At 73.1% G+C, this 21,319-nt stretch carries 21 protein-coding genes; 10 read left to right on the top strand and 11 right to left on the bottom strand.

From position 1 onward, the window contains the following. Nucleotides 1-44 precede the first annotated feature (44 nt). The 5 genes from cobM to cobC all read left to right on the top strand — a co-directional run bounded on the left by cobM (nucleotide 45) and on the right by cobC (nucleotide 5,945). On the top strand, nucleotides 45-872 hold the full coding sequence (cobM, locus tag AC067N_RS02940; RefSeq protein ID WP_478677089.1) for a precorrin-4 C(11)-methyltransferase: 828 nt from the start codon (nucleotides 45-47) through the stop codon (nucleotides 870-872). Next, the gene (gene cbiE, locus AC067N_RS02935; protein ID WP_478677088.1) at nucleotides 869-2,110 is read left to right on the top strand and encodes a precorrin-6y C5,15-methyltransferase (decarboxylating) subunit CbiE; all 1,242 of its coding nucleotides are present in this window, start codon (nucleotides 869-871) and stop codon (nucleotides 2,108-2,110) included. Before cobM ends, cbiE begins: the two co-directional genes overlap by 4 nt. Then, nucleotides 2,107-3,831, top strand: a complete 1,725-nt coding sequence (gene cobJ, locus AC067N_RS02930) for a precorrin-3B C(17)-methyltransferase (RefSeq protein WP_478677087.1) — start codon at nucleotides 2,107-2,109, stop codon at nucleotides 3,829-3,831. Before cbiE ends, cobJ begins: the two co-directional genes overlap by 4 nt. 88 nt (nucleotides 3,832-3,919) lie before the next feature. Then, a complete protein-coding gene (locus AC067N_RS02925; RefSeq protein WP_478677086.1) occupies nucleotides 3,920-4,849 on the top strand; it encodes a sirohydrochlorin chelatase in 930 nt (309 codons plus the stop codon). Next, nucleotides 4,839-5,945, top strand: a complete 1,107-nt coding sequence (cobC, locus tag AC067N_RS02920; RefSeq protein ID WP_478677085.1) for an Rv2231c family pyridoxal phosphate-dependent protein CobC — start codon at nucleotides 4,839-4,841, stop codon at nucleotides 5,943-5,945. Before AC067N_RS02925 ends, cobC begins: the two co-directional genes overlap by 11 nt. A gap of 54 nt (nucleotides 5,946-5,999) precedes the next feature. Here cobC and AC067N_RS02915 read toward each other — a convergent pair whose 3' ends face one another. The 6 genes from AC067N_RS02915 to AC067N_RS02890 form a co-directional block, all read right to left on the bottom strand. Next, complete coding sequence (locus AC067N_RS02915; RefSeq protein WP_478677084.1) at nucleotides 6,000-6,653, bottom strand: hypothetical protein; 654 nt, start codon at nucleotides 6,651-6,653, stop codon at nucleotides 6,000-6,002. Between the two features lie 283 nt (nucleotides 6,654-6,936). Next, nucleotides 6,937-8,028 carry an amidohydrolase family protein gene (locus AC067N_RS02910; RefSeq protein ID WP_478677083.1) on the bottom strand — a complete coding sequence of 364 codons (1,092 nt, stop codon included), beginning with the start codon at nucleotides 8,026-8,028 and terminating at the stop codon, nucleotides 6,937-6,939. A gap of 112 nt (nucleotides 8,029-8,140) precedes the next feature. Next, nucleotides 8,141-8,932 (bottom strand): PIG-L deacetylase family protein, encoded by a 792-nt coding sequence (locus AC067N_RS02905; RefSeq protein WP_478677082.1) that lies wholly within the window; start codon nucleotides 8,930-8,932, stop codon nucleotides 8,141-8,143. 53 nt (nucleotides 8,933-8,985) lie between these two features. Continuing rightward, entirely contained in the window at nucleotides 8,986-9,795 is an 810-nt protein-coding gene (locus AC067N_RS02900) for an amino acid ABC transporter ATP-binding protein (RefSeq protein ID WP_478677081.1), read from the bottom strand. Next, nucleotides 9,792-10,625, bottom strand: a complete 834-nt coding sequence (locus AC067N_RS02895; protein ID WP_478677080.1) for an amino acid ABC transporter permease — start codon at nucleotides 10,623-10,625, stop codon at nucleotides 9,792-9,794. Before AC067N_RS02895 ends, AC067N_RS02900 begins: the two co-directional genes overlap by 4 nt. A 3-nt stretch (nucleotides 10,626-10,628) precedes the next feature. Continuing rightward, nucleotides 10,629-11,483, bottom strand: coding sequence for a transporter substrate-binding domain-containing protein (locus AC067N_RS02890; protein ID WP_478677079.1), 855 nt, complete (start codon nucleotides 11,481-11,483; stop codon nucleotides 10,629-10,631). Between the two features lie 249 nt (nucleotides 11,484-11,732). On the opposite strand from AC067N_RS02890, the gene AC067N_RS02885 reads away from it, so the two are divergent. The 5 genes from AC067N_RS02885 (at nucleotide 11,733) to thpD (ending at nucleotide 16,600) form a co-directional block, all read left to right on the top strand. Next, the gene (locus AC067N_RS02885) at nucleotides 11,733-12,836 is read left to right on the top strand and encodes a pyridoxal-phosphate-dependent aminotransferase family protein (RefSeq protein ID WP_478677078.1); all 1,104 of its coding nucleotides are present in this window, start codon (nucleotides 11,733-11,735) and stop codon (nucleotides 12,834-12,836) included. Between the two features lie 536 nt (nucleotides 12,837-13,372). Next, entirely contained in the window at nucleotides 13,373-13,924 is a 552-nt protein-coding gene (ectA, locus tag AC067N_RS02880) for a diaminobutyrate acetyltransferase (RefSeq protein WP_478677077.1), read from the top strand. Between the two features lie 83 nt (nucleotides 13,925-14,007). Beyond that, nucleotides 14,008-15,279, top strand: a complete 1,272-nt coding sequence (gene ectB, locus AC067N_RS02875) for a diaminobutyrate--2-oxoglutarate transaminase (RefSeq protein WP_478677076.1) — start codon at nucleotides 14,008-14,010, stop codon at nucleotides 15,277-15,279. A gap of 29 nt (nucleotides 15,280-15,308) precedes the next feature. Continuing rightward, nucleotides 15,309-15,707, top strand: a complete 399-nt coding sequence (locus tag AC067N_RS02870) for an ectoine synthase (RefSeq protein ID WP_059079403.1) — start codon at nucleotides 15,309-15,311, stop codon at nucleotides 15,705-15,707. A 5-nt stretch (nucleotides 15,708-15,712) separates the two neighbouring features. Beyond that, entirely contained in the window at nucleotides 15,713-16,600 is an 888-nt protein-coding gene (gene thpD / locus AC067N_RS02865) for an ectoine hydroxylase (RefSeq protein WP_478677075.1), read from the top strand. A 108-nt stretch (nucleotides 16,601-16,708) separates the two neighbouring features. Here the strand turns inward: thpD and AC067N_RS02860 are convergent, their stop codons facing one another. The 5 genes from AC067N_RS02860 to AC067N_RS02840 form a co-directional block, all read right to left on the bottom strand. After that, the gene (locus AC067N_RS02860) at nucleotides 16,709-17,746 is read right to left on the bottom strand and encodes a maleylpyruvate isomerase family mycothiol-dependent enzyme (RefSeq protein ID WP_478677074.1); all 1,038 of its coding nucleotides are present in this window, start codon (nucleotides 17,744-17,746) and stop codon (nucleotides 16,709-16,711) included. A 190-nt stretch (nucleotides 17,747-17,936) separates the two neighbouring features. Further along, on the bottom strand, nucleotides 17,937-18,545 hold the full coding sequence (locus AC067N_RS02855; RefSeq protein WP_478677073.1) for an RNA polymerase sigma factor: 609 nt from the start codon (nucleotides 18,543-18,545) through the stop codon (nucleotides 17,937-17,939). 45 nt (nucleotides 18,546-18,590) lie between these two features. After that, on the bottom strand, nucleotides 18,591-19,643 hold the full coding sequence (locus AC067N_RS02850) for an aminotransferase class V-fold PLP-dependent enzyme (RefSeq protein ID WP_478677072.1): 1,053 nt from the start codon (nucleotides 19,641-19,643) through the stop codon (nucleotides 18,591-18,593). Between the two features lie 191 nt (nucleotides 19,644-19,834). Then, nucleotides 19,835-20,554, bottom strand: coding sequence for a DsbA family oxidoreductase (locus AC067N_RS02845; protein WP_478677071.1), 720 nt, complete (start codon nucleotides 20,552-20,554; stop codon nucleotides 19,835-19,837). A gap of 170 nt (nucleotides 20,555-20,724) precedes the next feature. Further along, nucleotides 20,725-21,261 (bottom strand): N-acetyltransferase family protein, encoded by a 537-nt coding sequence (locus tag AC067N_RS02840; RefSeq protein WP_478677070.1) that lies wholly within the window; start codon nucleotides 21,259-21,261, stop codon nucleotides 20,725-20,727. Nucleotides 21,262-21,319 lie beyond the last annotated feature (58 nt).

Below are 21,319 nucleotides of genomic sequence, written 5' to 3'. Positions count from 1 at the left end.
CCTTCGCGCCCCGTACTGCCTTTGAGAGAGGAACGATGACTTCCATGGCCGATGCCCCCACCGGCAAGGTGACCTTCGTCGGAGCCGGACCCGGGGCCGCCGATCTGCTGACGTTCCGGGCCGCGCGGGCGATCGCGGAGGCGGACGTCGTGATCTGGGCGGCCAGCCTGGTACAGGCCGAGGTGCTGGACCACGCCCGTGCGGGAGCGGAGATCCTCGACTCGGCCGCCATGTCCCTGGAGGACGTCGTCGCGGTGTACGAGCGCGCCCTCACGGAGGGGCTGAGGGTGGCCCGGATCCACTCCGGCGACCCGGCGCTGTGGGGCGGTACGCAGGAACAGCTCGACCGGTGCCGTGCGCTCGGGATCGAGACCGAGGTCGTTCCGGGTGTGTCGTCGTTCTCCGCCGTCGCGGCGCTCGCCCAGCGGGAGCTGACGATCCCGGAGGTCGCGCAGTCGGTGATCCTGACCCGGCTCGGCGGGGGCAAGACGCCCATGCCGCCCGGCGAGGAGGTGCGGGAGTTCGCGCGGCACGGCACGACGATGGCGATCTTCCTGTCGGCCGCGCGCAGCGGGCAACTGGTGCGGGAGCTGCTGGAGGGCGGCTATCCGACCGGCACGCCGGTGGTCATCGCCTACCAGGCGACCTGGCCGGAGGAGCTGGTCGTGCGGTGCACCATCGGGACGCTGGAGGAGACCGTCAAGGAGCACAAGCTCTGGAAGCACACCCTGTTCCTGGTGGGCCCGGCCCTGGACGCGCACGGCACGCGCTCGCACCTCTACCACCCCGGCCACTTCCACGGGTACCGCAAGGCCGACCCCGAGGCGCGCAAGGCGCTGCGGGAGGCGCGCGGCCGGGGTGGCACGCCGTGATCACCGTCATCGGTACGGGCACGGGGGCGCCCCTCGCCCCGGACGCCGAGGCCGTCCTGGCCGAGGCGGCGCTCGTCGTGGGCGGACGCCGGCATCTGGCGGCGGCCCCGCTTCCGGCGACGGCCGAGCGGGTCGTCCTCGGACCGCTGGCGCCCGCCCTCCAGGTGATCGAGAAGTACCGGGACCGGCGGGTGGTCGTCCTGGCCTCCGGTGACCCGGGGTTCTTCGGGATCGTGCGGGCGCTCGCCGAACGCTTCGGCGCCGGGGAGCTGGACGTCCGGCCGGGGGTGTCCTCGGTGGCCACGGCGTTCGCCCGGCTGGGGCTGCCCTGGGACGACGCGGTCGTGGTGAGCGCCCACGGGCGTGCCCTGCGGACCGCGCTGAACGTGTGCCGGGCCCGGCCGAAGGCGGCGGTGCTGACGGGGCCCGGCTGCGGGCCCGCCGAGCTGGGGGCGGGGCTGCTGGACAGCGGCCGGACGCTCGTGGTGGCGTCCGCGCTGGGCGACCCGGAGCGCGAGCGGGTGGAGCGGGTGACACCGGCCGAGGCCGCCGCGCGGGACTGGGGTGCCGAGGTGAGCGTCGTGCTGTGCCTGGACGAGGCGCGCGTCGTGTCCGCCGTGCGCACCGTCGCCGGGGCGCCGGCCGCTCCCGGGCGGTGGGCGCTGGACGAGGACGCCTTCGCGCACCGCGACTCGATGATCACCAAGTTCGAGGTGCGGGCCCTCGCGCTCGCCCGGCTCGGGCCCCGGCTCGGCGATCTGGTCTGGGACGTCGGCGCGGGCTCCGGTTCGGTGGCCGTGGAGTGCGCGCGGCTCGGCGCGGCCGTCACCGCGGTCGAGCGGACGGCGGACGGCGTCGAGCGGGTCCGCGCCAACGCCGCCGCGCACGGCGTCGACGTGCACGTGGTGCACGGGGCCGCGCCGGACGCGCTGGCCGGGCTGCCCGACGATCCCGACGCCGTGTTCATCGGCGGCGGGGGGCGCGGACTGCCCGCGATCGTCACCGCCTGCGCGCGGCGCGCCCGGCGGACCGTGGTGGTCGCCATGGCCGCGCTCGACCGGGTCCCGGCGGTCCGCGAGGCGCTCGTCGCGGCGGGGCTGACCTGTGACGGCGTGCTGCTGCAGGCGTCCCGGCTCGCGCCGCTGCCCGGGGACGTGACCCGGCTGGCGGCGACCAATCCCGTTTTCCTGCTGTGGGGCGTCAGGCCTCCGGCGCACTGTGAAGGAGTTGACCGGTGATCGGCCTGATCTCCGCGACCGCCGCGGGGGCCGTTGCCGCCCAGCGGCTCGCCTCGGCGTGGCCCGAGCGGACCCGTGTGTACGAGGGGCCCGTAGGGGACGCGGTGCGGCGCGCGTTCGGCGAGTGCGAGCAGGTGGTGTGCTTCCTCGCCACCGGGGCCGTGGTGCGGCTGATCGCGCCGCTGCTGGCGGACAAGGGGAGCGATCCGGGTGTGGTGTGCGTCGACGAGGGCGGCCGGTTCGCCGTGTCGCTGGTCGGCGGGCACGCGGGCGGCGCCAACGCGCTCGCCGTCGAGGTCGGCGAGGTGCTCGGCGCCGAGCCGGTCGTGACCACGGCGACCGACGCGGTGGGGGTGCCCGGCCTGGACACGCTCGGGATGCCCGTCGAGGGGGACGTGGCCGGGGTCTCCCGGGCCGTGCTCGACGGGGAGCCCGTGGAGCTGGACCTGGAGGTCGGCCGGCCCCTGCCCGCGCTGCCGCCGAACGTGCGGCGTCCGGCGCCGGACGCCGCGCCCGCCCGGCACAAGATCGTCGTCACCGACCGGCTGCTGGACGCCGGTGACGCGCGTGCGGTCCTCCGTCCCCCCACCCTCGTGGTGGGCGTCGGGGCGTCCAGGGGCGCCCCCGCCGAGGAGGTGCTGGGGCTGATCGAGAGCGCCCTGCACGACGCCGGCCTCTCCCCCCGCTCCCTGGCCGAGCTCGCCACCGTGGACGCCAAGGCCGGGGAACCCGGCATCGTCGAGGCGGCCGCCCGTCTCGGTGTCCCGCTGGTGACCCACTCCGCCGAGGAGCTGGCCGGGGTCGAGGTGCCGAACCCGTCGGACGCCCCCCTGGCCGCCGTGGGCACCCCCTCCGTCGCGGAGGCCGCCGCCCTCGTGGGCGGGGGTGAACTCCTCGTGCCCAAGCGGAAGTCCGAGCGGGCCGACGGCAAGCCCGCGATGGCCACCTGTGCCGTCGTACGGCGGCCGGCGCGGGGGCGGCTCGCGGTGGTGGGGCTCGGGCCGGGCGCCCGGGACCTGCTGACGCCGCGGGCGAAGGCCGAGCTGCGGCGGGCCTCCGTGCTCGTGGGGCTGGACCAGTACGTCGACCAGATCCGGGATCTGCTCCGGCCCGGCACCCGGATCCTGGAGTCCGGGCTGGGCGCGGAGGAGGAGCGGGCGCGGACGGCGGTGGCCGAGGCCCGTCGGGGGCAGGCCGTCGCGCTGATCGGGAGCGGGGACGCCGGTGTGTACGCCATGGCCTCCCCCGCGCTCGCCGAGGCCTCCGACGACATCGACGTGATCGGTGTGCCGGGGGTCACCGCCGCGCTCGCCGCCGCCGCGATCCTCGGGGCCCCGCTCGGACACGACCATGTGTCGATCAGCCTGTCCGACCTGCACACGCCGTGGGAGGTCATCGAGCGGCGGGTGCGGGCGGCGGCCGAGGCCGACATCGTGGTGACGTTCTACAACCCCCGCAGCCGGGGCCGCGACTGGCAGCTGCCGAAGGCCCTCGCCATCCTGGCCGGGCACCGGGAGCCGACCACGCCCGTCGGGGTCGTACGGAACGCCTCGCGGCCGGACGGGTCGCACCGGTTGACGACCCTGGCCGCGCTCGACCCGGCGACGGTCGACATGATGACCGTGGTGACCGTGGGCAACACCGCTACCCGTGAGATCGCGGGCCGCATGGTGACGCCCCGCGGCTACCGCTGGCAGGAGAACCCGGAGGGCACCGAGTGAACCCCCCGGTCCACCCGCCCGGTCCGGCGCCGGCCGCCGCGCCCGGCGCCCCGCAGTACCACCCCGTTCCAGACTCCGAGGAGAAATCGTGACCACCCCGCCGCCCGCCCTGCTCATCGCCGGTCATGGCACCCGGGACGATGCCGGAGCCGAGGCGTTCCGCGACTTCGTACGGGAACTGGGGCGCCGCCACCCCGAACTGCCCGTCGCGGGCGGCTTCATCGAGCTGTCCCCGCCGCCGCTGGGCGAAGCCGTGGCCGAGCTGGTGGAGCGGGGCGTACGGCGGTTCGCCGCCGTCCCGCTGATGCTGGTGTCCGCCGGGCACGCCAAGGGCGACATCCCTGCGGCGCTGGCCCGTGAGAAGGAGCGGCACCCGGGGATCTCGTACACCTACGGCCGTCCGCTCGGCCCGCACCCGGCGCTGCTGAGCGTCCTGGAGCGGCGGCTGGACGAGGCGCTCGGCGGCGCGGGCCGCAGCCCCGAGGACCGTGCCGATGTGACGGTGCTGCTCGTCGGGCGCGGGTCGACCGACCCGGACGCGAACGCCGAGGTGTTCAAGGCGGCCCGGCTGCTGTGGGAGGGCCGCGGCTACGCGGGGGTGGAGACCGCGTTCGTGTCGCTGGCGGCGCCGGACGTGCCGAGCGGCCTCGACCGGTGCGTGCGGCTGGGCGCCAAGCGGATCGTGGTGCTGCCGTACTTCCTGTTCACGGGCATCCTGCCGGACCGGGTGCGGCAGCAGACCGAGGGCTGGGCTGCCGCGCACCCGGAGATCGAGGTACGGTCGGCCGATGTCATCGGTCCGGAACCGGAGTTGCTGGATCTGGTCATGGAGCGCTACCGGGAGGCCCTGGAGGGCGATCTGCGCATGAACTGCGACTCCTGCGTCTACCGGATCGCGCTGCCCGGGTTCGAGGACAAGGTGGGGATGCCGCAGCAGCCGCACTTCCACCCGGACGACGACGGGCACCACCACGGCCACCACCATCACGGGGGACACACGCACTCCCATGCACACTGACCCCCAGACCGGACCGCACTCCGGCGGAGGGCACGATCTGCGCGCCGGGCACGACCTTCGGCATCACGGTGACGCCGAGGTGCGGGACGACGGGGCCGGGCTCACCGACCTCGCGGTGAACGTGCGGGCCGACACGCCGCCCGCCTGGCTGCGGGAGCGGATAGCCGGGTCGCTGACCGGGCTGGCCGCCTACCCCGACGGGCGGGCCGCCCGGGCGGCGGTGGCGGCCCGGCACGGGCTGCCCGCCGAGCGGGTGCTGCTCACGGCGGGCGCCGCCGAGGCGTTCGTGCTGCTGGCGCGGGCGCTGAGGGCCCGTCGGCCGGTCGTGGTGCACCCGCAGTTCACGGAGCCGGAGGCGGCGCTGCGGGACGCCGGGCACCGCGTGGACCGGGTGCTGCTGCGGGCTTCGGACGGGTTCCGTCTGGACCCGGCGGCGGTGCCCGCGGAGGCGGACCTGGTCGTCGTCGGCAACCCCACCAACCCGACGTCGGTGCTGCACCCGGCCGGGGCGATCGCGCGGCTGGCCCGGCCGGGGCGGACGCTGGTGGTGGACGAGGCGTTCATGGACGCGGTGCCGGGTGAGCGGGAGGCGCTGGCCGGGCGGACGGACATACCCGGTCTGGTGGTGCTGCGCAGCCTCACCAAGACCTGGGGGCTGGCCGGGCTGCGGATCGGCTACGTCCTCGCCGCCCCGGAGACGATCGAGGAGCTGGAGCGGGCCCAGCCGCTGTGGCCGGTGTCCACTCCGGCGCTCGCGGCGGCCGAGGCGTGCGTGTCCGGGCGGGCGCTGGCGGAGGCGGCCGACGCGGCCGAGCGCATCGCCGCCGACCGGGCCCATCTGGTCGCCGGACTGAAGGAGTTCGCCCCCGACGGTCTGAGCGTCGCCGAGCCCGCCGAGGGCCCGTTCGTCCTCGTCCGCCTTCCTCGCGCGCCGGCCGTGCGCCGCCATCTGCGCACCCTGGGTTTCGCGGTGCGCCGGGGCGACACCTTCCCCGGCCTGGACGAGAACTGGCTGCGTCTGGCGGTCCGCGACCGTACGACGGTCAACGGCTTCCTCCAGGCGCTGGACCAGGCGATGACGCTGGCGGACCGTTGAGCGGAGGGGGCTCGACGGTCCGCCGGCGGGTGGTGCGGGGCGGGCGCTACCGCGTCAGCACTGCGAGCTGTGCCTGCAGTGGAGCTTCACGCCCATCTTGTGGTTGAAGTCCTGCCACTTGCCGCGCGCGAACGACTTGTTGACGCCGTCGGGAACGCTCGGCCTGGCGACGTAGGCCCAGACGTGGAGCATCAGGTAGCCGGTGCTCTTCTCGTTGTAGAACTGGAAGTACACCTTGGAGCCGGCGCCGTCGAAGTGGCCCTTCTGCGCGACGAAGTACCAGCCGTTCTTCACACCCTTCGAGTAGAACTTGACCGGGGCGTTCTTGCAGCCGAAGGGACCCGCCGCGCAGGCCTTCAGCTTGATCAGCTGGCCCTCCTTGGGGTACTTCTTCGGCGCGTTCTTGACCGGGAACGTGCAGTTGAAGCACTTCTTGAGCTCCTGGACGGCCTCGCCGGGCTTCCAGGGCCGCCCGACGTACTTGGCGTTGTTGGGCTTGACGTGGAAGCGCCAGTCGTAGAGCTTGCGGAGCTTGACGGCGGCCGCCGCCGTCGTGTCCTGCCGGGTGACCGTCGTCTCGGTCGTCTTGGCGACGGGAGCGTGGCTGTCGGCGGACGCGGCGCCGGCGGGGGCGAGGACCGCGAGCATGGCGGCCCCCGCGACCGCCAGGTTCGACAGTCTGCGGAGGAGAGGGGAACGGTTGGGCACGGAGGTCTCCCTGGTGCTGGGCGGGATGTTCGAGACGGGCGTGCGGTGCCCAACCAACCTAGGGACCAGCCGAGTTCCCGGACATTGTCCCTTCGGTCACTGCCCTTGGGGCCCCGGTCCGTACCCGCTTTCCCGGGTGCCGTCCGGGAAAGCGGACCGCGACCAGGCCGCCGGCGCAGGTCCCGCGGCGCCGCTCACGGGAGCCGGAGCCTCGGCCCACGAAGGTGACCGGCAGCGGTCCCGCTGAGGGGAGTGGGAGACAGCGGGGCGCCGAGTGGTCGCGTCAGACGGCGACGACGCCGTTCAGTACCACCCGCAGGGGCGCGCCCAGGACGCGGACGTCGGCGCGGGGGTCGTGGGCGTAGACCACGAGGTCCGCCGGGGCGCCCTCCTCCAGGCCGGGGCGGCCGAGCCAGGCCCGGGCGCCCCAGGTGGTCGCGGCGAGGGCCTGCGTCGGGGGGATGCCGGCCCTGACCAGTTCGGCCACCTCGTCCGCCACCAGGCCGTGCGGGAGGGTGCCGCCGGCGTCGGTGCCGACGAAGACGGGGATTCCGGCGTCGTAGGCGTTGCGGACGGTGTCGTAGCGGCGGTCGTACAGGCGCCTCATATGGGCGGACCAGACGGGGAACTTGGCCTCGCCGCCCTCGGCCAGCTTCGGGAACGTGGCGATGTTGACCAGGGTGGGGACGATCGCGACGCCGTGGGAGGCGAACAGCGGGATCAGGTCGTCCGTGAGGCCCGTGGCGTGCTCGACGCAGTCGATGCCCGCCTCGACGAGGTCGCGGAGGGAGGACTCGGCGAAGCAGTGGGCCGTGACGCGGGCGCCCAGGCGGTGGGCCTCGGCGATCGCCGCCTCGACCGCCCCGCGCGGCCAGCACGCCGTCAGGTCGCCCGCCTCGCGGTCGATCCAGTCGCCGACCAGCTTCACCCAGCCGTCACCGCGCCGGGCCTCCCGGGCGACGTACGCGACGAGGTCGTCCGGCTCGATCTCGTGGGCGTAGCCGCGGATGTAGCGGCGGGTACGGGCGATGTGGCGGCCCGCACGGATGATCTTCGGGAGGTCGTCGCGGTCGTCGACCCAGCGGGTGTCGGAGGGGGAGCCCGCGTCGCGGATCAGGAGGGTGCCGGCGTCGCGGTCGGTCAGGGCCTGCTTCTCCGCGGTGCCGGCGTCGACCGGCCCGTGCGCGCCGAGGCCGACATGGCAGTGGGCGTCGACCAGACCGGGCAGCGCCCATCCCTCCACCGTCCGCACGTCCCGCGCGGTGGCGGGACGGTCGTAGGAGACACGGCCGTCCACGACCCACAGCTCGTCCCGGACGTCGTCGGGCCCGACGAGGACCCGCCCCTTCACACGCAGCACAGCACGCTCGTTCATACCCGCACCCTAGTCAGCGGCCGTCCCCGGCCGGGTGGTGCGGGTGGGCGGGGGCTGTTCGCACCCACCCGGGCCCGCCGAACGAACCGCACCCCACGGACGCGCGGAGGCGTCACCGCTCCCACGGCGGCGGACCCTCGAAGCCGAGGGGGTGGACGTCGAAGAGGACCGCCGCCTCGACTCCCAGTGCCTGGCCGCCCCGGCGGGCCGCCCAGGTCAGGAAGGGGCGGGGTTCGAAGCCCTGGGCGCCCAGGCCCTTGGTGTACTCGGCGTGGGCGGCCAGGGAGGCGATGCCGCGCTCCAGCGGTTCGCCCGTGACGTCCACACCGTGGGTCGGGCGCTCGGCCCCGGCGAAGGCCACGAAGCGGACCCCGCCCCAGGGTTCCAGGCCCTCGTCGACGAGTTCCGGGAAGACCCACCGGTTCCCCGCGTCGCGTGCGGCGTCGAGCGCGGCGAGCCCCACCACCCGGTGGTCCGCCTGGTTCACCACCCCCGCGACCATCCGCACGGTGTACGCCCCGCTCACCACGACCTCCGGCCGGTGCCGCCGGATCGCCCGCACGATGTCGCGGCGCAGAGCGGGCCCGTACTCGATCGTCCCGTCCCGGTGGTCGAGGAACTCGACCACGTCCACGCCCACTTCGCGTGCCCCGGCCCGTTCCTCGGCCTCGCGCAGCGGTCCCGCCTCGTCCGGGTGGAGGCCGTCGATACCGGCCTCGCCCCGGGTGGCCAGCAGGTACGTGACCCGTTTGCCCTGCGCCGTCCAGCGGGCCACGGCGGACGCCGTCCCGTACTCGATGTCGTCGGGGTGCGCCGCCACGGCCAGACAGCGTTCCCAGTCCTCCGGCAGCGGGGCCGGTCGCGTACCGGCCCCGAGGCCGCCCGCGTCGTCGAGATTCGTCATGACCGAATGATGACGGGCGGAGCGCTCTGGGCGACAGAAGGCGTATGCCCTTTTCAGCCGCTTCCGCCCACCTGGTCCGACGTCTCCTCCTCCACCTCCGCCATCGCGGGGTCGAGGAGACGGGACAGGAAGTGGCGGGTGCGCTCGTGCCGGGGAGCGCCGATGACGCGTGCGGGGGCACCGTCCTCGACGATCACACCGCCGTCCATGAAGACGACCCGGTCGGCGACCTCACGGGCGAAGGTCATCTCGTGGGTGACGACCATCATCGTCATGCCCTCCTGCGCGAGCCTGCGCATCACCGCCAGGACATCGCCCACCAGCTCGGGGTCGAGGGCCGACGTCGGCTCGTCGAAGAGCATCACCTCGGGGCCCATCGACAGGGAGCGGGCGATGGCCACGCGCTGCTGCTGGCCGCCGGAGAGGGAGGAGGGGTAGGCGTCCGCCTTCTCGGCGAGCCCGACCCGCTCCAGGTTCTCGGCGGCCACCCGCGCCGCCTCCGCCTTGTTCCGCCTGAGGACCCGGCGCTGCGGCAGCGTGAGGTTCTCGGTCACCGTGAGGTGCGGGAAGAGGTTGAACTGCTGGAAGACCATGCCGATGCGGCGGCGTACGGCGTCGATGTCGACGTCCGGGTCGGTCAGTTCGGTGCCGCCGACGAAGACCTGTCCCTCGGTGGGCTCTTCGAGGAGGTTCACACAGCGCAGCAGGGTCGACTTGCCGGAGCCGGACGGGCCGATGACGCAGACGACCTCGCCGCGGCCGATCTCCAGGTCGATGCCCTTGAGGACCTCGTTGGCGCCGAAGGACTTGCGCAGTCCGCGGACCTGGATCTCGGGGTGTCCGCCCAACGTCTTCCCTGTCATTTGACGGCCTCCTGGGCCTTCGCCTCCATACGGCGCACGACGAAGCCGAGCGGGATCGTCACCAGCAGGTAGCACAGCCCCGCGACCAGGATGGGGGTGGAGTTGGCGGTGGTGCTGGCCAGGTCCCGCCCGTACTTGGACAGTTCGCGCTCCTCCAGGGTGACGCCGAGGAAGAGCACCAGCGAGGAGTCCTTGAAGAGGAGGACCAGTTCGTTGGTGAGCGGCGGGAGGATGATCCGGAACGCCTGCGGGATGATGATCGAGACCATCGCGCGGGCGGGCGAGAAGCCCAGTGAACGGGCCGCCTCCATCTGCCCCTTGGGGACGGCCTGGATGCCCGCGCGGATCGTCTCCGCCATGTACGCCGCCGCGACCAGGCCCAGTGCCAGGGCGACCTTGCCGTAGGTGCCGCCGACGATCTCCGTGCCCGGGAAGGCCAGCGGGACGGCGACCCCGATGAAGATGAAGATCAGCAGGGCGGGCAGACCGCGGAAGATCTCGATGTACACACCGGCGAACCAGCGGTACGGGCCCACCGACGACAGCCTCATCAGCGCGATCAGCATGCCGAGCACCAGACCGACGGCGAAGCCGGACAGGGTGTAGAGCACGGTGTTCTTCAGCGCCATCGTGATGACGTCGGGGAACATCTGCTCGGCGATGTCCGCCTGCGCGAACTGGTTCTTCAGCCGGCCCCAGTCCGCCGAGACCGCGAAGGCGACCACGGCGGCGACGAAGACGGCGTACTGCACGCCGCGCGACACACCGCGCTTCTGCCGCCGGGTCAGGCCCTTCCTCCTGGGCTGGACCGGCACCTCCGTGTCGGCCATGGGTCAGGAGGCGGACGGGGAGGCGGAGGCGGCGCTCTCGTCGTACGGCCCGATCCACTGCTCGTACAGCTCGCGGTACGTCCCGTCGGTCCTGGCCTCGGAGAGCGCCTTGTTGACGGCCGCGAGGAGCTTGGTGTTGCCCTTCTTGACCGTGAAGCCGTACTGCTCACCGGTGTTGATGTTGTCCGCGACCTCGAAGGCGTCGGCGTTCGCCTTGTCCTTCAGCCAGCCCTGGACGACCGGGTAGTCGATGACGACGGCGTCGACCTGGCCGGTGCGCAGGCCGTTGAGGACGGCGTCGGAGGACTCGAAGGAGACCGGGTCGAGGCCCTGGCCCTTGGCGTAGTCCTCGCCGGTGGTCTGCGCCTGGGCGCCGACCTTCTTGCCCTTGAGGTCCGCGAAGGACCCGATGCCGGCGTCCTTGTCGGCGAGGACGGCCTGGGTGGCGTCGAAGTACGGGTCGGAGAAGTCGACGTTCTTCTTGCGCTCGTCGGTGATCGTCATACCGGCGGCGGCGAGGTCGCACTCACCGGAGTTCAGGAAGGCGCCCGTCTTGAAGTTCTCGAACGGGGTGTCGAGGATCTCCTGCTTCACGTCCAGGTCCTCGGCGACGAGGTCGATCAGAGCCACGTCGAAGCCCTGCACCTTGCCGTCGATCTCCGACTGGAAGGGCGGGTACGGGAGGTGGGTGCAGGTCGTCAGCTGTCCCGCCTTGACCAGTTCGACCCCGCCCGCGGCGGTCTTGGTGCCCCCGCTGCCGCCGTCGTCGGTCGAGGCGCAGCCGGCCACGAGCAGCAGTCCGGCCGCGGCGGTGGTGGCGGCGAGGATGCGGGTCCGGCGTCCGGGGACCGAGTTCACGGGGAGACCTCCAGTGGGGAACGTAGGCATCCGATTATAAGGAGATGTTTGACTCACTCAAATCAATCCGATGGTCACTGGGCCGTTCGGCCTCAGAAGTCATCGGTCAGGGGGTGGCTGGGCGGTCGGTTTCCAGGGGAACGGATCGTGGATCGGTGCTGCCGGGCGCGCCGATTACGCTCGACGCACGTCGACCCGCGTCGGCCCACTCTGGACACCATCTACCCCAGTGAGCGAAGAGAGCACCCTGTGACGCACCCGTTTCTGGATCTGGCCCCGCTGACCGCGGCGCACTTCGCGTCGATCGAGGACCGGGTGGCCCGGCTGCTCTCCACGCGCCAGGACGTGGTGATCACCCAGGGTGAGGCGCTGCTGCCGCTGGAAGGGGCGATCCGCGGGGCCGCCGGGCCCGGCACGACCGCGCTGAACGTGATCACCGGCCCCTACGGGCAGACCTTCGGCGACTGGCTGCGAGACTGCGGCGCGACCGTCGTCGACCTGGCCGTGCCGTTCCACACGGCGGTCACGGCCGAGCGGATCCGGGAGGCCTTCGCCGAGCACCCGGCCATCGACCTCGTCTCCCTGGTGCACGCGGAGGCGGCGACCGGCAACACGAACCCCGTCGCGGAGATCGGCGAGGTCGTCCGCGAACACGGTGCGCTGTTCTACCTGGACGCGGTCGCCTCCGTCGGCGCCGAGCCGGTGCTGCCGGATGCGTGGGGTGTCGACCTGTGCGTGATCGGCGCGCAGAAGGCGATGGGCGGTCCGGCCGGGGTCTCCGCGATCTCGGTGAGCGAGCGGGCATGGGCCCGGATGGCCGCGAACCCGCGGGCCCCCCGCCGCTCGTACCTGTCGCTCCTCGACTGGAAGGAGCGCTGGATCGACGGCGGCCGCCGCGCCCTGCTGCACGCCCCGGCCCAGTTGGAGATGCTCGCGCTGGAGGCGTGCCTGGAGCGCATCGAGTCGGAGGGGCTGGACACCGTGACGGCCCGCCACGCCTCGGCCGCCGCGGCCACCCGGGCGGGGGCGCTCGCGCTGGGCGGGGGCCTGGAGCCGTACGTGCGCGCGGCGCGCGACGCTGCCCCGGTCGCGACCACCCTCCGGGTGCCGACCGGGGTCGACGCGTCCGAACTGGTCGCCAAGGCCCTCACCGCGGACCCCGCGCTGCCGCTGGCCGCGGGCGGCGGCGCCCTCGCCCGGGAGATGGTCCGCGTCAACCACTACGGCCCCGACGCGACGCCGGGAGCCGTCCACTCCAGCCTCGCGGGCCTGGGGGCGGCGCTGACGGAGTTCGGGGTGCGGGTGGACCTGGAGGCGGGCCGACGGGCCGCATCGGCGGCCTGGGGGGAGTAGGACCGGCGGGGCCGGCCGGGAACCCCCGCCCCTACCGGGGCCTGGCGGGGAACATCCGCCCACGTCCGTACCGGCGCTCGCACCCCCGCAGCCCGCGCCACCTCGCCGCCGCACGCCTCGGCCGGAGCGGGGGCCGGTGCTTCCGGTCCGGAGAAGGGGCCGCGAAAGAGCGGAGTCCGCGCCGAACCGGCGAGAACAGAAGAAAAGCAGATCGCTTTTCCAGCGGAAATCCGGGCGGAAAGGGACCTACAATTCCGCGGGTAGGACCCCGTATTCTTCTGCCCGCTTCCACCTCCCCTAAACGCAAAGGTTTCGCGAACAACAAGGGGCGCGATCCGGGCAGGTCCCGTGAGGGTTACGCGCATGTGACGGACTCCACAGCCCGCCCTTTTTGACAGGTTATTTCCGGGCAGAACCACACAGAACAACCACCTGATCGCGCGCTCGCTCGCGCCCGCGTGATAACACACGAAGCATCTATTCGTAACCCCGCGCGGCGATGCAATCCGAAATCTCGCTGGGTAAATTCAAGCCGCATGACTGCCGCACAAGCAGACCTGCACATCCCACACCTGGAATCACAACCGGAAATCGCCGAGGGGATTCGGATCGACCGCCCGGACGTGGCGGACGGCAGCGCGCTGTGGCGTATCGCCGGGGACTCCGGAACCCTCGACCTGAACTCCTCCTACAGCTATCTGCTGTGGTGCCGGGACTTCGCGGACACCTCCGCGGTGGCGCGGGACGAGACGGGGGAACCGGTCGGCTTCGTGACCGGGTACGTGCGGCCGGAGCGGCCGGACACCCTCCTCGTGTGGCAGGTGGCCGTCGACGAGGCGCACCGCGGGCGCGGACTCGCGGGGGCGCTGCTGGACGGGCTGACCGCACGGGTCGCGCGGCAGCACGCGCTGGCCGCCGTCGAGACCACCATCACCCCGGGCAACACGGCCTCGGAGCGGCTGTTCGCCGCGTTCGCCGAACGCCACGGCGCGACCGTGGAGCGCACGGTCCTGTTCGAGGCGGGGGACTTCCCCGACGGTCCGCACGAGCCCGAGGTGCTGCACCGCATCGGCCCGCTGTCCCCCTGAGCACCGCCGGCCTCCCCCGGGCCGCCCTCTCCCCCCACCACCCCGCACACCCGCACCCCCCACGCATCGAGGAGCGATTCGCCGTGACCATCACCCAGCCCGACCTGAGCGTCTTCGAGACCCTGGAGTCCGAGGTGCGCAGCTACTGCCGCGGCTGGCCCACCGTGTTCGACACCGCTCAGGGCAGCCGGATGCGCGACGAGGACGGCCACAGCTACCTGGACTTCTTCGCCGGAGCCGGTTCGCTCAACTACGGCCACAACAACCCGGTGCTCAAACGCGCCCTGATCGACTACCTGGAGCGGGACGGCGTCACGCACGGCCTCGACATGTCGACGGGCGCCAAGCGGGCGTTCCTGGAGTCCTTCCAGAACCTGGTGCTGCGGCCCCGCGACCTGCCGTACAAGGTCATGTTCCCGGGCCCGACCGGCACCAACGCCGTGGAGTCCGCGCTGAAACTGGCGCGGAAGGTGAAGGGGCGCGAGGCCATCGTGTCGTTCACCAACGCCTTCCACGGCATGTCCCTGGGCTCCCTCGCCGTCACCGGCAACGCCTTCAAGCGGGCCGGGGCGGGCATCCCGCTGGTGCACGGGACGCCGATGCCGTTCGACAACTACTTCGAGGGCCAGGTCCCCGACTTCCTGTGGTTCGAGCGGCTCCTGGAGGACCAGGGGTCCGGGCTGAACAAGCCCGCCGCCGTGATCGTGGAGACGGTCCAGGGCGAGGGCGGCATCAACGTCGCCCGCCCGGAGTGGCTGCGCGCGCTCGCCGAGCTGTGCGAGCGACAGGACATGCTGCTGATCGTCGACGACATCCAGATGGGCTGCGGCCGTACGGGGGCCTTCTTCTCGTTCGAGGAGGCGGGCATCACCCCCGACATCGTCACCGTCTCCAAGTCCATCAGCGGCTACGGGCTGCCGATGTCGCTGTGCCTGTTCAAGCCCGAGCTGGACATCTGGGAGCCCGGGGAGCACAACGGCACCTTCCGCGGCAACAACCCCGCCTTCGTCACCGCGACCGCTGCCCTGGAAACGTACTGGTCGGACGGCTCCGCCATGGAGAAGCAGACCCGTGCGCGCGGCGAGCAGGTCGAGCAGGCGCTGGTCTCCATCACCGAGGAGAACCTCGCCGACGTGAAGGAGTACCGGGGCCGCGGCCTGGTGTGGGGCCTGGAGTTCCACGAGAAGGCCCGTGCGGGCCGGGTCGCCAAGCGGGCGTTCGAACTCGGGCTGCTGATCGAGACGTCCGGCCCGGAGAGCGAGGTCGTCAAGCTGCTGCCGGCCCTCACCATCACCCCGGACGAGCTGGACGAGGGCCTGCGCGTCGTCGCCCGCGCCGTACGGGAAACCGTCTGACAAGCCTGACAAGGAGGCCTGGAACCACCGTGATCGTCCGTTCTTTCAAGGATCTGGAAGGCACCGACCGGCACGTCAAAGCGGCGTCCGGCACGTGGGAGAGCAAACGCATCGTCCTCGCCAAGGAGAAGGTCGGCTTCTCGCTGCACGAGACGGTCCTCTACGCGGGCACGGAGACGTCGATGTGGTACGCGAACCACGTCGAGGCCGTGGTGTGCGTCGAGGGTGAGGCCGAACTGACCGACGACGAGACCGGGCGGACGTACACGATCACGCCCGGGACCATGTACCTCCTCGACGGCCATGAGCGGCACACGATGCGGATCAAGGAGGACTTCCGCTGCCTCTGTGTGTTCAACCCGCCCGTGACCGGACGGGAGGACCACGACGAGAACGGCGTCTATCCCCTGCTGACGGAGGAGGGCTGACCATCATGACCACGCTCACCGATCTCTACCCCAGCCGCGGCGCCACCGAGGTGTCGGTCCCGCGCCAGGACCCGGTCGTCTGGGGCGCCCCCGGCACCCCCGGCCCGATCTCCCTCACCGACCTGCAGACGTACGAGCGGGACGGCTTCCTCGCCGTCGAGGAGCTCATCACGCCGGACGAGGTCGCCGTGTACCACCGGGAGCTGGAGCGGCTCGTCACCGATCCCGCGGTCCGCGCCGACGAACGCTCGATCATCGAGCCGAAGTCGAAGGAGATCCGGTCCGTCTTCGAGGTGCACCGCATCAGCGAGGTGTTCGCCCGGCTCGTGCGGGACGAGCGGGTCGTCGGCCGGGCCCGGCAGATCCTCGGCTCCGACGTGTACGTGCACCAGTCGCGGATCAACGTGAAGCCGGGCTTCGGCGCGTCCGGGTTCTACTGGCACTCCGACTTCGAGACCTGGCACGCCGAGGACGGGCTGCCGAACATGCGGACGGTGTCCGTCTCGATCGCGCTGACCGAGAACCACGACACCAACGGCGGTCTGATGATCATGCCGGGGTCGCATCGGACGTTCCTCGGCTGCGCGGGCGCCACCCCGAAGGACAACTACAAGAAGTCGCTGCAGATGCAGGACGCGGGCACCCCGTCGGACGAGGCGCTGACGGCCATGGCCTCCGAGTACGGCATCAAGCTGTTCACGGGGAAGGCCGGCTCGGCGACCTGGTTCGACTGCAACGCCATGCACGGCTCCGGCGACAACATCACGCCGTTCCCGCGCAGCAACGTCTTCATCGTCTTCAACAGCGTGGAGAACGCGGCGGTCGAGCCGTTCGCGGCTCCCGTACGACGGCCGGAGTTCATCGGCGCGCGGGACTTCACCCCCGTGCGGTGATGCCGACGTCTGCGTCACCGTGACCGGACCGGGCGGTCCCTGCCCCCTGAGGGACCGCCCGGTCCGCCGTGTGCGCGGCGTCCGGCCGCGGCGGGGGCGCGTCACGGGTCACAGCCAGGCCAGCGACGCGGCCGTCTCCAGGACGTTCCGGGCCGCGTGCTCGTCCCCCGTGAGGCCCTTGGGCACCTCGTCCGGGGCGTAGCGGCCGCCCACGAGCAGACAGAAGTCGACCGGGTCCAGGGTCAGTTCGGCGGCCACGGGTTCGGCGTCCGAGCCGAGGACCCAGCCGGTGCCCGAGCCGGCCCCGGTGACCTCGACGAGGACGGGGGGCGCGTCGTGGAGGGCCAGGCCGAGGACGCGGACCGCGAGGCGGACCAGCTGCTCCAGGTGCTCGTCGGGCGGCGGTGGCACGGCGATGCCGAGCGCCCGGCCGATGTCGTCGGCGTGGATCCATGCCTCGAAGGCGCGGATGACGAAGTGGTCGGCGACGGGCAGCCGCAGTCCCATCACCGTCGTCGCGCGGGCGGCGAGGCCGGGGTCGCGGGCCTCGGGGGTCGCCAGCAGCTCGGCGGCCTGCGCGGCCCAGGTGGCGACGGTCTCCTCGGGCGTACGGGCGTGCTCGTGGACGATGACGTCGGCGGTGCGCAGCGCCCACGCCTCCGCGGCGGGGGTCCCGGCCGGGATGCGCGAGGCCGGCAGCCGGGCGCCGGCGCCGAGCGCCACGGCCAGGTGCTCGTCCGCGGCGATCAGGTGGGCGACGGTGGCGTGCACGTCCCAGTCGTGCACCACGGGGGTGCTCCAGCGGCCGTCCAGCTGCCGCGCCAGCGCCTGGAATCCGGCGACGGCGGCGGCGTACGGCGCCGCGTGCGGGGCGACACCGGGTGTACGGGGGCGGCGGGCGCGCAGGGCCGCCGCGAGCACGCCGTCCGTGCCGCGGCGCACGTCCCCGGCGGCACGGCCCGTCCCGGCGGCCGGGCCGGCGGGGCCGTCCAGGAGGCGTACGGCCGCACGGAGCCGCTCGGCCTCCGCCGCGCAGGTCTCGCAGCCGGCGAGGTGGAGCGGGACCGCCCCGGCGTCGGCGGGTGGCAGCGCGCCGACCGCCCAGGCGGCCAGCAGCTCCCGTACGCCGTCGTGGTCGTTGGTCATCGCGCGCCGCCCTTTCGCCGTGCCGCTGCCACGATACGCAGGGCCCGTACCGCCCCGGCGGTGCGATGAGCGCCTGCCGTCCGGATCGCGCCTCCGCCCCGCGGGGGCGCGTACGGCATACCGCTCACCAACACCCCCGTGGCGCCGATCCCGCGGCCGTCGTGATCCGAACGACGGACCCGGGCCGCCATCACGCGCCCCTCGCCGCTGCCGGGTCCGGTGGATCCGCCAGGGACGCCGCCAGTTTGCGCAGGGCCGAGCGGAGCCGGGTCTTCGCGGTGCCCTCGGGGATGCCCAGCTCCACGGCGGCCTGGCGGTAGGTGCGGCCCGCGAAGTAGGCGAGGTGGACCACCTCCCGCTGGGTGCGTGGGAGTTCGGCGAGGGCGGTGTGCAGCAGCAGGGAGCGCTCGCGGTCGACGACCGTCTCGTGCGGGCCGGGCCCGGCGTCGGGGATGGCGTGCAGCGCCGAGTCGTCCGCGTGGGCGTCCTTGCGATGCCGGGCCTCGCTGCGCACCCAGTCCACGGCCCGCCGGTGGGCGAGCATCGACAGCCAGGTGCGCAGTGAGCCGCGGCGCGCGTCGAAGCCGTACGGGCTGGTCCACAGCTGGGCGAAGACCTCCTGGGCCACGTCCTCGGCCGCCGCCGGGCTGTGGGTGACCCGGACGGCCACCCGGCGCACGAGCGCCCCGTACGCCGCGTAGGCCTCACGCAGCGCGGACTCGTCCCCGTACACCAGCCGCCGATGCAACTCCACATCGATGGACGACTGTTCGAGCGTCGGCTCCACCGGCACCACCATCCCTGATGCCCTTCCTAGCGTCCCGGGCGGGCTCGCGCCAGCGGTTCAGGAAGACAGGGCGTCCAGGACCCGGTCGACGTCCGCCGCCGTGTTGTACAGGTGGAAGGCGACCCGCAGGTTGCCCGCGCGGTCGGAGACCTGGATGCCGGCCGCGCTCAACTCGGGCTGCCGCACGCCCAGTCCGGGCACGGAGACGATCGCCGAGCCGGGTGCGGGCACGGGCTCGTGCCCGAGAGCTGCGAGACCCGCGCGGAAGCGGTCCGCGAGGGCGAGGTCATGGGCGTGGACGGCGGCCACGCCGAGTTCCTCGATGAGCGCGAGGGAGTGGCGCAGCCCGGCGTAGGTGAACAGGGCGGGGGTCAGGTCGAAGCGGCGGGCGGAGCGGGCGAGTTCGGTGACGGGCCCGTAGCAGCTGTCCCAGGGCCTCTCCCCCGCGACCCAGCCGGCCAGCACCGGGGTCAGTCCGCCGAAGTCCTCGGGCACGACGAGGAAGGCCGCGCCGTGCGGGCCGAGCAGCCACTTGAAGGTGGTGCAGACGGTGTAGTCGTACGCGCCGGCGTCCATCGGCAGCCAGCCGGCGGCCTGGGAGAAGTCGACGTAGGTCCGCGCCCCGTGGTCCCGGGCCGCCTCGCGCAGCGCGGGGAGGTCGGCGACCCGGCCGTCGGCGGACTGGGCGGCGCTGACCGCGACGAGCGCGGTGCCGGGGCGGACGGACTCGGCGAGCCGCTCCAGCGGCACGGCCCGCACCTTGAGGTCGCCCCGGACGTGGAACGGGTTCAGGACGGAGGTGAAGTCGCCCTCGGCGGTGAGCACCTCGGCGCCGGGCGGCAGCGACGCGGCGACCACCCCGGTGTGCGCGGCGACCGACGCCCCGGCGGCGACCCGCCCGGCCGGCACCCCGGCCAGCCGCGCGAACGCGGCCCGCGCGGCCTCCACGTCGTCGAAGAGCGGGTCCATCGCCCGGCCCTCGGCGCGCAGCAGCGCGGCCTCCTGCAGCGCGGCCACCGTACGGGCCGGCAGCAGCCCGGTACTGGCGGTGTTCAGATAGGTGTTCTTCGGCGCGAACTCGGCACGGACGAGGCTCTCGAAGGTCTCCATGCCACCACTGTGGGGCCCGAAGACCTCCCCGTCCATTGAGAGGTTTTGCACGCATACTCAAAGCGTCGCTTATGTATGGCCGCCGACCAGCACCTCACCTCCGCCGAAGGGGCCCGGGAACCGCGCGGGCGACCATCCGCACGGTCGCGTCCCGCGGATCACCGCACCCCCACGGCGCTACCGCGCGCCGGTCACCGGGACTGCGGCACCGCGCAGCCGTCGGGCCCGCACGCCTCCGCACCCTCGTCCTGGATCACCTGAAGAGACGGCCGCTCGCCCCACGCCTGCGCGAGTGCCCGCTCGAACACCTCGGCGGGCTGTGCCCCGGACACCCCGTACGTGCGGTCCAGCACGAAGAACGGCACTCCGTTCGCGCCCAGCTCGGCCGCATCCCGTTCGTCCGCCCGCACGGCGTCCGCGTACGCGGCGGGGTCGGCCAGGACCTGCCGCGCGGCGCCCTCGTCGAGCCCCGCCTCGACGGCCAGCTCGATCAGGAACTCGTCCGCGTCGGCGTACACGGACCGCTCCTCGGCGAAGTTCGCCCGGTACAGCAGCTGGAGCAGCTCACTCTGCCTGCCGTGCTCCTTGGCGAAGTGCAGCAGCCGGTGCATGTCGAAGGTGCTGCCGTGGTCGCGGCCCTCCGCCCGGTAGTCGAGACCCTCGGCGGCGGCCTGCGCCCGGAGGTTGTGCTCACCTGCCTGGGCCTGCGCCTCGCTCATCCCGTACTTCCTGCTCAGCATGGTGAGGACCGGCTGGATGTCGTCCTTGGCGCGGCCGGGGTCGAGCTCGAAGGAGCGGTGCACCACCTCGACACCGTCGCGGTGGGGAAAGGCCGCGAGCGCCTTCTCGAAGCGGGCCTTGCCCACGTAGCACCAGGGGCAGGCGATGTCGCTCCAGATCTCGACGCGCATGGTGTCAGCTCTCTCCGGTCGTACGGGTACGGGTGGACGGAGATTCCCTCCGCCTCTGCGATGGATGAACGTTCAAGCAGCCCGTCTGATTCCCGTCTGCCGTCCCCGGCTCCGTCTCATTGCCGCGCGCCGTCTCATTGCCGCGCGCCGTCTCATTGCCGCGCGCCGTCTCATTGCCGCGCGCCGGCTCCGGCTCGTCCCCCGGTGACCGCGTATGTGAGGAGCAGATGGTGATCGTCCGGGGCCGGTGGGTGCTCCGGGTCCGGGGTCCAGCCGAGCCGGGCGTAGAACGCCCGTGCCCGGTGGTTGTCCACGTGCACGGTCAGCGTGGCCGCGCGCCTGCCGTCGGCCCGCCACTCCTCCACGCAGGCCGCGTGCAGGGCGCGGCCGGTGCCCCGGCGCCAGTGGCCGGGGTCCACGTGGAGCTGGGCCAGGTACACCGTGTCGGCGGGTGCGCCCTCCTCCGGCCGGAAGGAGGCGATGCCGGTGATCCGGCCGTGCTCCACCGCGCACAGCACACGGCCGTCCGCCCGCTCGATGGCCCGCCGCCAGCCGGCGAGCCAGTCCGTGCCGTCGTCGGGAACGCCGTCCGGGTAGTACGTCGCACGGGCGCGGGCATGCAGCGCGACGACGTCATGGAGTTCGGAGGGGAGCGCGGTCCTGATCACCAGCGCTCCGGTCACTCGCTCCACATGATCCATGGTCATGCGGAGGAGGACGAGCGCGACGTCGCGGCGGTTCCGGCCGGGGGTGATACCGGGCCCC

The sequence above is a fragment of the Streptomyces sp. NPDC042364 genome (genome assembly GCF_056437585.1).
This window is presented reverse-complemented; position numbering and strand designations above follow the sequence as displayed.